Here is a 13,975-nt window from a genome sequence, read left to right as displayed (position 1 = left end):
GGGCCGGTCGACGGGAGAATTTCCGTCGATCGGCCCCGGCCGTTCCGTGTACGGTTTGGATGTCCCTGCCAAGCGTTGCAGGGCCCTCCATCCCGTACCGGCGGGTCATCCGGACAACACATGTATGTGGGGACTCTGTCCTTCGATCTGCTCCTCGGCGACGTACGGTCCCTGAAGGAGAAGCGTTCCGTGGTCCGCCCCATCGTCGCCGAGCTGCACCGGAAATTCGCCGTGAGCGTGGCGGAGGTCGGGGATCAGGATCTCTACCGCAGGGCGGAGATCGGAGTGGCGATGGTGTCGGGGGACTCGCGGCATCTGTCGGACGTCCTGGACCGGTGCGAGCGGTTGATGGCCGCCCGGCCCGAGGTGGAGCTGCTGTCGGTGCGTCGGCGGCTGCACGGCGACGACGACTGACGCAGACGCACCATGGCATGTGTGCCGAAACGTAGGGCACGTACGGCACGTAGGAAAAGCAAGCAAAAGGGAGACGGACCAGTGGCCGACAACGCGCGGGCGAAGAAGCTGGCGGACCTCATCCGAGAGGTGGTCGCCGAGAAGCTGCAGCGCGGAATCAAGGACCCGCGCCTCGGTTCGCATGTGACGATCACCGACACCCGGGTCACCGGTGACCTGCGGGAGGCGACCGTCTTCTACACGGTCTACGGCGACGACGAGGAGCGGGAGAACGCCGCTCGCGGTCTGGAGAGCGCCAAGGGCGTGCTGCGCAGCGCGGTGGGCGCGGCGGCCGGGGTGAAGTTCACCCCGACTCTGACGTTCGTCGCGGACGCGCTGCCGGAGAACGCGAAGACCATCGAGGACCTCCTCGACAAGGCACGCGCCTCCGACCAGGCGGTGCGTGACGCGTCCTCGGGCGCCGCGTACGCCGGTGAGGCGGACCCGTACCGCAAGCCGGGCGAAGACGACGACGAGGCGGGCGACGCCTCCGCATGAGCAAGCAGAACAACAGGGGCGGGGGCGACCCGACGCCGGACGGCCTGATCATCGTCGACAAGCCGTCCGGCTTCACCTCGCACGACGTCGTCGCCAAGATGCGCGGCATCGCCAGGACCCGCAAGGTCGGGCACGCCGGCACGCTCGACCCGATGGCGACGGGCGTCCTCGTGCTCGGCGTGCAGCGGGCCACCAAGCTCCTCGGCCATCTCGCGCTGACGGAGAAGGAGTACCTGGGCACGGTCCGGCTCGGTCAGAACACCGTCACCGACGACGCCGAGGGCGAGATCACCTCGTCCACCGACGCGTCCCAGGTGAAGCGGGACGCCATCGACGCGGCGATCGCCAAGCTGACCGGCGACATCATGCAGGTGCCGTCCAAGGTCAGCGCGATCAAGATCGACGGCAAGCGCTCGTACAAGCGGGCCCGTGAGGGCGAGGACTTCGAGATCCCGGCACGGCCGGTGACGGTCTCGTCGTTCGCGGTGTACGACGTGCGGGACGCGGTCGCCGAGGACGGGACGCCCGTGCTCGACCTGGTCGTCTCGGTGGTGTGCTCCTCCGGTACGTACATCCGCGCCCTGGCCCGTGACCTCGGGGCCGATCTGGGCGTCGGCGGGCATCTGACGGCGCTGCGGCGCACTCGGGTCGGCCCGTACAAGCTGGATGCGGCGCGGACCATCGACCAGCTCCAGGAGGAGCTGGTCGTGATGCCGGTCGCCGACGCGGCCGCGGCCGCGTTCCCTCGCTGGGACGTGGACGCGAAGCGGGCAAGGCTGCTCCTCAACGGGGTGCGGCTCGAACTGCCCGACGAGTACGGCTCGCAGCAGCCGGTCGCCGTCTTCGACCCGGACGGGCGGTTCGTCGCCCTCGTCGAGGGGCAGGGCGGGAAGGCGAAGAGTCTGGCTGTGTTCGGCTGAGGCTGAGGCTGAGCGGTGAGGTGGGGCGGGTTCGGTTTTCGGGCCCGCCCTTCGTCGTGCCTGGGCAGTGCTTGGGCAGTGCCTGGGAGGGCTTGGGAGGGCTTGGGCGTTTCACTCCAACGAGTAGGCGCGCGGGGTGAATACGGGGGGTGCGAGGGGGCGCATCCGATTGATCTCCTGCGCCGCTGATCACGGTCGACCTACGGTCGGAACGCGGCTCTGGGGAGGTTCGACGAATGGCGGCACAGGACTCCCGGTCCGGCTGTGAGCAAGGGCTGGTGCGGATCTGCGACCTGGCCGGGCGGCCCAGAGGGGCCGGGTTCGCGGCGGACGAGCTCGGCACGGTGATCACCAGCCACGAAGCGGTCGACGGCCAGGAGCGGCTCGTACTGCACGCGCACGGCGACCAGCGCTGCCTCGTCGACGCCGACCGGGTCGTGCCGCTGCCCGCGGTCGGTCTTGCGCTGCTGCGCACGGAGGGGCTCGGGCTCGACGTGCGGCCGTTGCCGGTGTCCGTGCGGGAGACGGTCGGGACCGGGGCGTACGTGACGATCGCGGCGCACGGCTGGCGGCAGGCGCGGGTCCTCGGCAGCGGGACGCGGGTGACGTACACGGCGGGCGGACACCGTCATCTGCTGCCCGGCACACTGGAGTTGGCGGTCGGCACGGACGGCAGCGACGCGCTGCGGGCGGGCGGGGGAGCGGCTGGCGGGCCCGTCCTCTACGCGGGTACCGGGACGGTGCTCGGGGTGCTCGGCACGCGGCTGCTGCCGGAGGCGTACGGCTCGGGGGCGTCCGGTCTCGGCGAGTTCGGCTGGGGTGGGTCCGGTTTCGGCGAGTCCGGTTTCGGGGGTGCGGCGGACGAGGTCGCGGTGCATCGGGCGCCGGGGTTCGCGGTGCCGCTGCGGCGAGCCGCGGCCGCCGATCCGGGCGGGCCGCTGGCCGAGCTGCTCGCGCGCAATGCGGCGACCGTGCCCGCGTACGGAACGGATCTGAACCTCGCCGGAGTGCTGCAGCTCACCGCGACGTCGCTCGGCTCGGACGGGCCGCGCGAGGAGGAGCGGATCGTCGAACGGCCCGATGTGGAAGGGGAGTTCACGCGGTTCCTGGCCGGCGGGGAGGGCGCGGCCTCGGTCCTCGCGCTGGTCGGTGCGCCCGGGAGCGGACGTACGACGGAACTCGCGGCCCTCGCCCGGCGGCGGGCGCGGGGTGCGGCACCGGCCCCCACGCTGTGGCTGCGCGGGGCGGGCCTCTGGGCGGACGACGCGTCGGTGGCGGACGCCGTGGCTCGGGCCCTCGACGAGGCCGGGCGGATCGTGGCGGCGTCGATGGAGGGCGGGCGGGAGCGGGAAGCGGACGGCCGGGAGGCCGTTGGCAGGGGAGGCGGGCGGGCCGGGCGGCCGGGTGCGCTCGGGGACATCTCGGTGGAGCAGGTGACCCGGCTCGTACGGGATGCGGGGCGGCCGCTGCTGATCCTGCTCGACTCCCCGGAGGAGATGCCGCCCGTCCTGGCGCACCGCCTCGCCGAGTGGACGAGAGGCAGCGCGGCGTGGCTGCGCAGCACGGGCACGCAGCTGGTCGTGGCCTGCCGCAGCGAGTACTGGGAGCAGGCGGGGCGGCTGTTCCCCGAGGGGGAGTTGTACGGGGCGGGCAGGGCTGAACGGGCGGGTGTTGTCGGGGAGTTGGGGGGTGCGGCGGAGTCGCCGGTGGCGGCGGAGCGGTGTGTGTGGGTGGATCCGGCGGGGCGGGCTTCGGGTGCGGGTGCCGCTTCGGGTGAGGGTGCGGGTGCTGCTTCCGGTGAGGGTGCGGGTGCCGGTTCTCGTTTGCGTGCGGTCGGTGGCCGTGGGCTGCCGGCCTGTGTGCTGCTCGGGTCGCTCGATACGGAGCAGGCGGCGCGGGCGCGGGGGGCGTACGGGATTCCCGACGGCGCCGTGACGGAGGCCGACGCCGCGCATCCGCTGGCCCTGCGGCTGCTCGCCGAGGTGCGGGCCGCGGCCGCCGGTGAGCCGGAGGGGAGGCCCGACAGGGACGAGATCCTGGGCGCGTACCTCGACCTGATGTGTCTGCGGGTCGCCGTGCGGCTCGCCGCCCCCCACCACGTACGCGGCACGGCCGTGCGGCGGCTCGCGGCGCAGGTCGCCGGTCGCGTGCACGATGCGGCCAGACGGTGCCTCGGGCCGGGGCAGGGGGAGCTGGACCGGGCGTCGTTCGAGACGGTCTTCCCGTGGGCCGGCGGGCTCGCCTCGGCCGTGCTCACCGAGCGGCTGCTCGTGCCGGCCGGGGGCGGGTACCGGTTCGCGCACGAGGAGCTGGCCGACTGGATCCAGGGCGCGCACCTCGACCTCGACGGGGCGCTGCACTCGCTCGTGCACCGGTGGCGGGGCGGCGGCGGCAGCGGTGACCGGCGGCCGCTGCCCGTGCCCCGGCACCGGATCGGGCCCGTCGTCGAGGCGCTGCTGCTGCTCGGTCGGCAGCAGGGGAGCGCTCAACTCGGCGGCAGGCTCGTCGAGTTGACGGAGGCCCTGGACGACTTCGACCTCGCGGACCGTACGGATCGTACGGATCGTATGGGGGGCCGGGCTCCGGCCTTCGGGCAGGCCGTCGGGCGGGCGGACGCGGCGTGGGCCACCGGCCGGCAGCGGGCCGACGCCGCCTGGTGGGCCCTGCACCTGCTGTCCGACGTACTGCGGCGAGTGCCGGACGCCCGGCCGTACCTCGGTGTACTGCGGCTGCTCGCCGAGCGGATCGCGCGGCGCGGAGTCGGAAGTGGCGTCGGAGGTGGTGTCGGGGGCGGGCTGCCGGGGGGTGGGTTCGAGGTGTTCGGGCCGGACTTCTGGTGCACGCTCGGGCTGCCCGACGCGGACCGGATGGACCTGTTGCGGCGGCTCGTCGTGGCCGACCCGGAGCCGGGCGCGGAAGGTACGGGCGACCGGTTCCTGGACGCCGTCGGAGAGTGGCTGAGCGAGGCGCCCGGCACCGTACAGCCGCTGTTGACCAAGTGGTTCACCGACGAGCGGGCGCTGCATGCGGCACCGGACGCGACCGTCGCGCGGGCCGCGCAGGCGCTGCTGCACACACACCGGCACCGCTCCATCGACGGCCTCACCGAGGCGCTCGTCGACTGCTCGCACCGGCGCGGCGACGAGCTGCTCGCCGCGCTCGCCGAGGAGGAGCCGTCGGCCGTGTGCCGGGCCGTGGACCGGTGGACGCACGACGCGCGCGCCGACCGGCGGGTCGCGGCCGCCGCGTGCGCGCTGCGGACCGCGCCGCATGTGCGGGCCGAGGTCGATCGGGCGCTGTTGCGGTACGCCGCGCTCGCGTTGCTCGCCCGGCCCGCCGACTGCGCGCTGCACGGGGCGGCGCTCGCGCTGCTCGTGCGGGACCCGGAGACCCGCGACCGTCATCTGCCGCTCGCGCTGCGGCGGTTCGCGGCGGGGGACCCGCAGCTGCCGGCCAGTGCGTTGGCCGTCGCTGTCGGTACGCATCCGGAGCCGGTGCTCGTGGCGTTCCAGGAGCGGTTGCTGGAGCCGGGGCCGGTGTGCGGGGAGGTGCTGCGGGCATTGGCCGAGCTTTCGCAGCTCGGGCTCGCGGGGCGGGTCGCGGAGGTTGTACGGGGGTTTCTGGAGGTTCGGCCCGAGGGGGTGGAGGAGGTGCGGGCGGTTCTTCCGGAGTGCGTTCCGCAGCGTCGGCTGGGCGCGCCCAGCTGAGTCTCCCCGCCGCGGGGCTCCGCCCCGGACCCCGTTCTCATCCCCTCCCCGCCCCTTCCCGAAAGTCCTCAGCGGACAACTCGGGGCCTGCGGCCCCGGGCCCCGCTTCCCGGGGCTGCCGCCCCCCGGCCCCCGCCGCGGGGCTCCGCCCCGGACCCCGTTCTCATCCCCTCCCCGCCCCTTCCCGAAAGACTGCCGTCGGCTGCGGGGGCTCCGCCCCCGGACCCCCGCTCCTCAAACGCCGGAGGGGCTGGATTTACCCCCGCTCCTCAGCTGACGGGGGGCTGGATCTCTTGCGGACTGGGGCTGCGAAGGTGCCCCGATAGGGGCGCGGGGAACTGCGCGACCAGCCACGACGGCGCAGCAGTCGAAAGGTGGCCGGGGACGGGGCGCAGCCCAGCCCGGGGTCTGGGGCGGCAGCCCCGGAACCGGAGCCGGGGTGCAGCGCCGGAACAGGGGCCGGGCGCAGCCCCGGAGCAGGGGGCGGGGTGCAGCCCCGGGATGGAACGGCGGCCGATGCGAGGGTGCGGGATGCGACATGGCACTCTTAGACCTGCGCAATCAACAGGACGTAATCGGGTTCGGCGAGGAGCAAACACCGTGCAGCGCTGGCGTGGCTTGGAGGACATCCCCGAGGACTGGGGGCGCAGCGTCGTCACCATCGGTTCCTACGACGGGGTGCACCGCGGGCACCAGCTGATCATCGGGCGTGCCGTGGAGCGTGCCCGAGAGCTCGGCGTACCCGCGGTCGTCGTCACTTTCGACCCGCACCCCAGCGAGGTCGTGCGCCCCGGCAGCCACCCGCCGCTGCTCGCCCCGCACCACCGGCGGGCCGAGCTGATGGCCGAGCTCGGCGTCGACGCGCTGCTCATCCTGCCGTTCACCGCCGAGTTCTCCCGGCTCGCGCCCGCGGACTTCGTCGCGAAGGTCCTCGTCGACCAGCTGCACGCCTGCGTGGTCGTCGAGGGACCCAACTTCCGGTACGGGCACAAGGCCGCCGGCGATGTCGCGCTCCTCGCCGAGCTGGGCGGCACGTACGACTACGAGGTCGAGCTCGTCGATCTGTTCGTGAGCGGTGAGGCGGGCGGCGGTGCGCCGTTCTCGTCCACGTTGACCCGGCGCCTGGTCGCCGAGGGCGATGTCGAAGGGGCCGCGGAGATCCTCGGCCGGCCGCACCGCGTCGAGGGCGTGGTGGTGCGCGGCGCGCAGCGCGGGCGTGAGCTGGGCTTCCCCACCGCCAACGTGGAGACCCTGCCGCACACCGCGATCCCCGCCGACGGGGTGTACGCGGGCTGGCTGCACGCCGACGGCGAGACCATGCCCGCCGCGATCTCGGTCGGCACCAACCCGCAGTTCGACGGCACGACGCGCACGGTCGAGGCGTACGCGATCGACCGCGTCGGCCTCGACCTGTACGGGCAGCACGTCGCCGTCGACTTCCTGGCGTTCGTGCGCGGCCAGCAGACCTTCGACTCCATCGACGGGCTCCTCGTGGCCATCGCCGACGACGTGAAGCGGTGCCGTGAGCTGCTTGAGCGGGCGGCCTGAGGCCCACCCCCCCCTGTGGAGCTCCTGCCGTCCGGGGAGTTCCGCTTCAAGAAGCTGGAGCGGCCCCCGGGGCCTGCGGGCTGACCCGGCGCTCCGCCCAGTGGCACGCGGCCTGCGTCCGGTGCTCCGCGGAGAGGACCGGCAGGTCCTTCGTACGGCAGGCGTCCGCGACGCCCGCGCGCTCGGCCTCGCCCGCGGCGAGGACCTGGCAGCGGGCGTGGAAGCGGCAGCCGCCGGGGATGCGCGTCGGGTCCGGCGGCTCGCCGGTCAGGACGACCGGCTCCCCGGGCGCCTCAGGAAGGACCGACAACAGGGCCTGGGTGTAGGGGTGTTGGGGTGCGGTGAGCACCTCCTCCACCGTGCCCGTCTCCACGACCCGGCCCAGATACATCACCGCGACGCGGTCCGCGATGTTCCAGGCGAGGCCCAGGTCGTGCGTGACGACCAGCGCGGACAGGCCGAGGTCCTGGCGCAGCGAGAGCAGCAGCGCGAGGATCTCGCCGCGCACCGACGCGTCCAGGGACGCCACCGGCTCGTCCGCGACGATCAGTTCCGGGTCGAGGACGAGCGCCCCGGCGATGACGACGCGCTGGCGCTGGCCGCCGGAGAGCTCGTGCGGATAGCGCTGGAAGAACCGCTCCGGCGGGCGCAGGCCGGCCCGCGACAGGGCCTCCGCGACCTTCGCCTGCTCGTCGCCCGCGTATCCGTGCACGCGCAGGCCCTCGGCGACGGCCTCGTACACGGTGTGGCGTGGGTTGAGGGAGCCGCTGGGGTCCTGCAGGACGAGCTGGACGCGGTTGCGGTACGCCTTGAGGGAGCGGCTGTCGTAGCTCAACGGGGCGCCGTCGAAGGTGACTTGGCCTGCGGTCGGCTTCTCCAGGCCGAGGAGGGTGCGGGCCAGGGTCGTCTTGCCGCAGCCGGATTCGCCTACCAGGGCTACGATTTCGCCCTTGCCGAGGGTGAGGTTGACGCCGTCCACGGCTCGGGCGCTTCCGCTGCCGCGTCTTCCGGTGAAGGTGACCTTCAGGTCGGTTGCGCTGAGCAGGGTTGACTCGGTCATCGTCCGTCCTTCAGTTGCTCGGCACCGTGGCGCTGTGCCCACCCTCCCCCGAGCTCTCAACTTCGTTCGAGCAGGGGGCACCCCCATCGCCCCTGGCGGACCAGCTGCCCACAGCGGTGGGACGGAAAGTGCTGCCCGCAGCGGCGGGGCGGTGGGTGTTGCGCACAGCGGGGGTGGGGCGTGTTGGTCGTGGTGGTGGGGCGGGCTGGGGGCGCCCCACAGGGGCGCGGGGAACTGCGCGATCAGCCACGATGGCGCGGCAGAGAAACGACGGCCGGGGCGCGGGGCGGAGCCCCGGAGCGGGGCTGAGGGGCGGCAGCCCCCGGGTGGGGCGTGGGGGCGGTAGTCCCGGGCTGGGATCACGCATGGAGGCACGCTGCCTTCCAGTCGGCCTCGCCCCGTAGCTCCTGGTCCTCCACCGAGCAAGCCTCGACGGCCACCGGGCAGCGCGGGTGGAACGTGCAGCCGGACGGGAGGGCCGAGGGGTCCGGGGGGTCGCCGGGGAGGCCCTGGGGGGCGTGGCGGGAGGCGGGGTCGCCGATGCGGGGGAACGCAGCCGAGAGGGCCTTGGCGTACGGGTGGCGGGCGGCGGAGTAGACCTCCGACGCCGGGCCCTGCTCCACGACGCGGCCCGCGTACATCACCGCGAGCCGGTCGCAGGTGTCGGCGAGGACCGCCAGATCGTGGCTGATCATGATCAGGCCGACGCCCTGCTCCGCCACCAACTGCTCGATCAGGCGCAGGATCTGGGCCTGGATCATCACGTCCAGGGCCGTCGTGGGCTCGTCGGCGACGATGAGGCGCGGGTCGCAGGCGAGCGCCATCGCGATCATCACGCGCTGCCGCTGCCCGCCGGACAGCTCATGCGGGTACGAGGAGGCGCGGGACGCGGGCAGGCCCACATGCTCCAGGAGCTCGGCGACCCTCTTCCGTACGCCCGAGGGTGGCGCCGTGGAGTGGATCAGCATCGGCTCGGCGATCTGGTCGCCGATGCGGTGCACCGCGTTCAGGGAGTGCATCGCGCCCTGGAACACGATGGACGCGCCCGCCCACCGCACCGCCCGCAGGCGGCCCCACTTCATGGCGAGGACGTCCTCGCCGTCGAGCAGGATCTCCCCGGAGAGCTTCGCCCCGGCCGGGAGCAGCCGGAGCAGGGCCAGGGCGAGCGTCGACTTGCCGCAGCCGGACTCGCCCGCTATGCCGAGCTTCTGGCCGGCGTCCAGGGTGAGGTCCACGCCGCGGACGGCGGCGGCCCCGGTGCCGTACGTGACCGTGAGGTCCCTGACGTCGAGCAGTGGTGCGGCGGTCAACGGGACGCCCCCAGCCTCGGGTTGAGCACGGACTCGACGGCGCGGCCGCAGAGCGTGAAGGACAGCGCCACCAGGGCGATGGCGATACCGGGCGGCATCACGTACCACCACTTCGTCGTCGCACCCGAGTCGCGGGCGTCCTGCAGCAGGCCGCCCCACGACGTGACCGTCGGGTCGCCGAGGCCGAGGAACGCGAGGGTGGCCTCGGTCAGGACCGCCGAGGAGATCACCAGGGTGGTCTGGGCGAGGACCAGCGGCATCACGTTCGGCAGCACGTGCCGGGTCATGATGTGGCTGTGCCCGCCGCCGAGCGCCTTCGCGCGTTCGATGTACGGGCGGGACTCCACGGCGAGGGTCTGGGCGCGGACGAGACGGGCCGTGGTCGGCCAGGTCGTCACGCCGATCGCCAGGATGATCGTCCAGATCGAGCGGGACAGGACACTGGCCAGGGCGATCGCCAGGACCAGCGTCGGCATCACCAGGAACCAGTCCGTGATCCGCATGACGACGGTCGCGTACCAGCCCTTGTAGTGGCCGGCCGTGATGCCGATCAGGGTGCCGATCGCGACGGACAGCGCCGCCGCGAGGAAGCCGACCGTGAGCGAGAACCGCGCGCCCCAGATCAGCAGGCCGAGCATGCTCCGGCCGTCCTTGTCGGTGCCGAGCGGGAACTCCGAGCCGGGGGCTTCGAGCGGCAGGCCCGGCGCCTTCGTCACGCTCTGCACGTCCGCGCCGACGAGCAGCGGGGCGAACACCGCGAGCAGCACGAACAGGGCGAGGGCGGCGAGCCCGAACAGGCCCGCGCGGTGCGTGCGGTACTGCCGCCAGAAGCGGGCCGCCGAGCGGCGTCTGCGGTCCCGGGCGAGGGCGCGCGGGCTCTTCGCGGGGGTGTCCTTCGTACGCGTGTCGGTGTCGGTCGTGGTCATCGGCCCACCCGGGGGTCGAGCAGCGGATAGATCAGGTCGGCCAGGGTGTTCATCAGGATCACACCGGCCGCGAACACGAAGAACAGGCCCTGCAGGAGCGGGAGATCGGGGATCGACAGGGCTTCGTAGAAGAGGCCGCCGAGGCCCGGCCAGGAGAAGACCGTCTCGACGAGGATCTGGCCCGCGACCACATGCCCGAGGTTCACGAAAAGCAGCGTCACCGTGGGCAGGAGCGCGTTGGGCACGGCGTGGCGGCGGCGTACGAGGGTGTCCCTGAGCCCCTTCGCGCGGGCCGTCGTCAGATAGTCGCTGCCCATCTCGTCGAGCAGCGAGGAGCGCATCACGAGCAGCGTCTGCGCGTACCCCACCGCGACCAGTGTGACGACCGGCAGGACCATGTGGTGCGCCACGTCCAGGGCGTGTGCGAGGCCCGTCGAACCGTCGCCGGTCTCCATCAGGCCCGTCGGGAACATGCCGGGGACGAAGCCGACGCCGACCGCGAACACGTTGATCAGCATCAGGCCCAGCCAGAACGACGGGACCGAGTAGAGGGTCAGCGACAGGCCCGTGTTGAAGCGGTCGCCGAGCCCGCCGTTGCGCCACGCGGAGCGGGTGCCGAGCCACACGCCGATCAGCGAGTACAGGACGAAGGCCGTGCCGGTCAGGAGCAGCGTCGCCGGGAGCCGGTTCCAGATCAACTCGCCGACAGGGTCGTGGAGTTGGTACGAGTTGCCGAAGTCGCCCTGCAGCGCCTGGCCGCAGTACTGCGTGAACTGCTCCCACAGCGGCTTGTCGATGCCGAACTGGCGGCGCAGCGCCTGCAGTTGCTCCTCGGAGACGGCCCGGCCGTGCGTGATCGTACGGACCGGGTCGCCGGGGATGATCCGGAACAGGAAGAAACTCGTCACGAGCACGGCGAACAACGACACGGCCGCGCCGAGCAGTTTGCCCGCCCCGTAGCGCAGATAGGCGACGGCGTCGCGGCCGCGCGGCCCGCGGGCCGACGGCCCGGCCGGAGCCGGGCCGTCGGGGTCCGCGAGCGCGGTGGTGCCGGTGGAGGCGTCGGTCATGTAGCGGCTGCCCCTATTCGCGTTCTTCGGCGGTGGCGCGGCGGCGCAGCGCCACGAACGCCCCGGCGGCGATGAGCACGACGGCGCCCGCCGCGATCCCGATCACCACACCCGCCGACGTGCCGTCGTCCGAGCCGGCCTCCTCATCCGCCGGAACCGCCGACCACCAGCCCCAATAGCCGTCCTGGCCATAGATGTTGCCCGCGTCCGAGGGCATCGTGGTGATCGACTTGATCTGGTCCGTGCGGTACGCCTCGACAGCGTTCGGGTACGCGAGGATGTTCATGTACCCGGTGTCGTAGAGCCGCGACTGCATCTGCTTGACCAGGTCCTGGCGCTTGGCCGGGTCGTACTCGGCCTGCTGCTTCTTGTACAGCTCGTCGTACTTCTTGTCGCAGATGAAGTTGTCCGTCGGGGACGTGGCGCCCGGCTTGGACGGCAGCGCGTCGCAGATGTGCAGCGACAACACGTAGTCCGGGTCCGGGTTGACGGACCAGCCGTCGAAGGCCAGGTCGTACTCGCCCGCGTACCAGGGGTCGGTGACGTTGTCGAGGCACTGCACCTCAAGACCGATGCCGAGCTCGCCCCACCACTCCTTCAGGTAATTGCCGATCGACTTGTCCATCGGGTCGGTGGCGTGGCACAGAATGCGGAAGTCGAGCGGCTTTCCGTCCTTGCCCACTCGCTTTCCGTCGCCGTTCTTCTTGTAGCCCGCCTCGTCGAGGAGTCGGGCCGCCTTCTTCGGGTCGTGCGCGAGTTTCTGGTCCGCGGCCGGCTTCCAGAAGTAGTCCGAGAAACGCGGCGGGATATACCCCTCGCCCTCGACCGCGTGGCCCTGGAAGACCTTGTCGACGATGGTCTTGCGGTCGACGGCCAGGAAAAGGGCCTGGCGCACCTTCTGGTCGAGCAGCGCCGGATGCCCGTCGCCGAACTTCTTGCCGCTCTTCGTCTTGGCGCCCGGATTCGTGGCGAGCGCGAAGAAGCGGCGGCCCGGCGCGTCATTCACCTTCACGTTCGGGACGTTCTTCAACTCCGCGGCCTGCGCCGGAGTCAGCGAGGGCTGCCCGGCGACGAAGGACACCTCGCCCTTCTTCAGGGCGGCCACGGCCGCGTCCTGGTCCTTGTACGTCTTGAAGACCAGCTCGTCGAACTTCGGGGCGCCGCGCCAGAACTTCCGGTTCGGCGCGAGCTTGACGAACTTGTCCTTCTTGTAGTCGGTCAGGATGAAGGGGCCGTTGCCGACGATCGGGAATTTCTCGTCGTTGTTGAACTTCCCGAAGTCCTTGACCTTCTCCCACTCGTGCTTGGGCACGATCGGGACGTCGATGGCCGTCATCGTCGCCTGCGGCTTCTTCAGCTCGATGACGAGTTTCTCCGGCGAAGGAGCCGTCACCTTCTTGAAGTTGGAGACATAGCTCGCGTTGATCGTGGCGGCGCCCTCGTCCGTCATGATCTTGTTGAACGTCCACGCCGCGTCCTCGGCGGTGGCCTGCTTCCCGTCGGACCACTTCGAGTTGTCGCGGATCGTGTACGTCCAGGTGAGCTTGTCCGCGGACGGCTCCCACTTCGTGGCCAGACCCGGCACCGTGCGGGCGTCCTTCGGGTCGTAGTTCGTCAGGTACTCGTACATCAGGCGGTGGATGCTCGTACTGACGAGGCGCTGGGCGAGGAACGGGCTCAGCGAGTCGACGCTCTGCGCCACCGCGACCGTCAGCGTCTCCTTCTTGGCGGTGCTCGACGCCTCGGCCTCTTCCGGCGCCGGATTGAGGGGCGAGGCGAGACCGGCGGTGAGGGTCAGCGCGGCGACCCCGGAGCCGAGCAGGACGCGGACGCGACGACGCGGTCTTCTTCTCGCTGGTACGTCGGATACGTGCTGAACTCTTGTGTCCATGGGCAGTTGACCTCGCGTAGTTGCTCGCTCAGAAAGGCGGACGTACTGCGGGACGTACTGAATGACAAGCGGGAACAGCTCAGTTGGAGAAGGTGTGTGTCTATCAGCGGTGGTCTAAACATGTCAACGGCGAATGAACCCTCTCTGGCCTGCGGGAACACCCCTGTTATGGCGTCGAGTTGGGCCCGTGACCGACATTGGTACAGCCCTCTGAAGACACCCCCGAAGGACCATGACCGACGGTAGAGTCCCCACAGTGGGTCAGGCCAGTGGAACGGAGAGATCCTGATGTCGACGGAGCAGCGGCAAGAGGAAGCGCAGGCGGCCCTCAAGGCACGCAAAGAGGCGGAGAAGGACGCGCTGTACGCCCTGGACATCAGCGGCGTCGAATGGCACAGCGCCCCGGGCGGACCCGAGGACGAGAAGGTCGAGATCGCCTATCTCGACGGCGGCGCCGTCGCCATGCGCAACTCCAAGGAGCCCGAGACGGTGCTGCGTTACACCGAGGCGGAGTGGCGCGCGTTCGTACTCGGCGCGCGGGACGGCGAGTTCGACCTGAAATAGCACCGAGGCTTTCGTGCGTACACGAAAG

At 71.7% G+C, this 13,975-nt stretch carries 11 protein-coding genes; 6 read left to right on the top strand and 5 right to left on the bottom strand.

Annotation, left to right across the window (positions count from 1 at the left end; all coding sequences use genetic code 11):
- Positions 1-120 precede the first annotated feature (120 nt).
- From QIS96_RS25815 to QIS96_RS25795, 5 genes are all read left to right on the top strand, one after another.
- Positions 121-414: a DUF503 domain-containing protein gene (locus QIS96_RS25815; RefSeq protein ID WP_282545136.1), complete on the top strand. Its 294-nt coding sequence runs from the start codon at positions 121-123 to the stop codon at positions 412-414.
- Between the two features lie 81 nt (positions 415-495).
- Positions 496-951, top strand: coding sequence for a 30S ribosome-binding factor RbfA (rbfA, locus tag QIS96_RS25810; protein WP_282545135.1), 456 nt, complete (start codon positions 496-498; stop codon positions 949-951).
- Positions 948-1,871, top strand: coding sequence for a tRNA pseudouridine(55) synthase TruB (gene truB, locus QIS96_RS25805; RefSeq protein WP_282545134.1), 924 nt, complete (start codon positions 948-950; stop codon positions 1,869-1,871). Before rbfA ends, truB begins: the two co-directional genes overlap by 4 nt.
- A 236-nt stretch (positions 1,872-2,107) precedes the next feature.
- On the top strand, positions 2,108-5,578 hold the full coding sequence (locus QIS96_RS25800) for a serine protease (protein WP_282545133.1): 3,471 nt from the start codon (positions 2,108-2,110) through the stop codon (positions 5,576-5,578).
- Between the two features lie 600 nt (positions 5,579-6,178).
- Positions 6,179-7,126, top strand: a complete 948-nt coding sequence (locus QIS96_RS25795) for a bifunctional riboflavin kinase/FAD synthetase (RefSeq protein WP_282545132.1) — start codon at positions 6,179-6,181, stop codon at positions 7,124-7,126.
- 46 nt (positions 7,127-7,172) lie between these two features.
- On the opposite strand, the gene QIS96_RS25790 is transcribed toward QIS96_RS25795, so the two are convergent.
- The 5 genes from QIS96_RS25790 to QIS96_RS25770 all read right to left on the bottom strand — a co-directional run bounded on the left by QIS96_RS25790 (position 7,173) and on the right by QIS96_RS25770 (position 13,383).
- Positions 7,173-8,186, bottom strand: coding sequence for an ABC transporter ATP-binding protein (locus QIS96_RS25790; protein WP_282545131.1), 1,014 nt, complete (start codon positions 8,184-8,186; stop codon positions 7,173-7,175).
- 359 nt (positions 8,187-8,545) lie between these two features.
- Positions 8,546-9,547: an ABC transporter ATP-binding protein gene (locus QIS96_RS25785; RefSeq protein WP_408907253.1), complete on the bottom strand. Its 1,002-nt coding sequence runs from the start codon at positions 9,545-9,547 to the stop codon at positions 8,546-8,548.
- On the bottom strand, positions 9,493-10,422 hold the full coding sequence (locus QIS96_RS25780) for an ABC transporter permease (RefSeq protein WP_282545129.1): 930 nt from the start codon (positions 10,420-10,422) through the stop codon (positions 9,493-9,495). The genes QIS96_RS25785 and QIS96_RS25780 overlap by 55 nt, the downstream gene beginning before the upstream one ends.
- Entirely contained in the window at positions 10,419-11,492 is a 1,074-nt protein-coding gene (locus QIS96_RS25775; RefSeq protein ID WP_282545128.1) for an ABC transporter permease, read from the bottom strand. Before QIS96_RS25775 ends, QIS96_RS25780 begins: the two co-directional genes overlap by 4 nt.
- Before the next feature lie 13 nt (positions 11,493-11,505).
- A complete protein-coding gene (locus tag QIS96_RS25770) occupies positions 11,506-13,383 on the bottom strand; it encodes an ABC transporter substrate-binding protein (RefSeq protein ID WP_282545127.1) in 1,878 nt (625 codons plus the stop codon).
- Between the two features lie 288 nt (positions 13,384-13,671).
- On the opposite strand from QIS96_RS25770, the gene QIS96_RS25765 reads away from it, so the two are divergent.
- Complete coding sequence (locus QIS96_RS25765; protein WP_282545126.1) at positions 13,672-13,947, top strand: DUF397 domain-containing protein; 276 nt, start codon at positions 13,672-13,674, stop codon at positions 13,945-13,947.
- The last annotated feature ends 28 nt before the right edge of the window (positions 13,948-13,975 follow it).

Source organism: Streptomyces cavernicola (assembly GCF_029968035.1).
GTDB classification, from domain to species: Bacteria; Actinomycetota; Actinomycetes; order Streptomycetales; family Streptomycetaceae; genus Streptomyces; species Streptomyces cavernicola.
The sequence above is the reverse complement of the archived record's forward strand: the minus strand, read 5'-3'. Positions and strand labels throughout refer to the sequence as shown.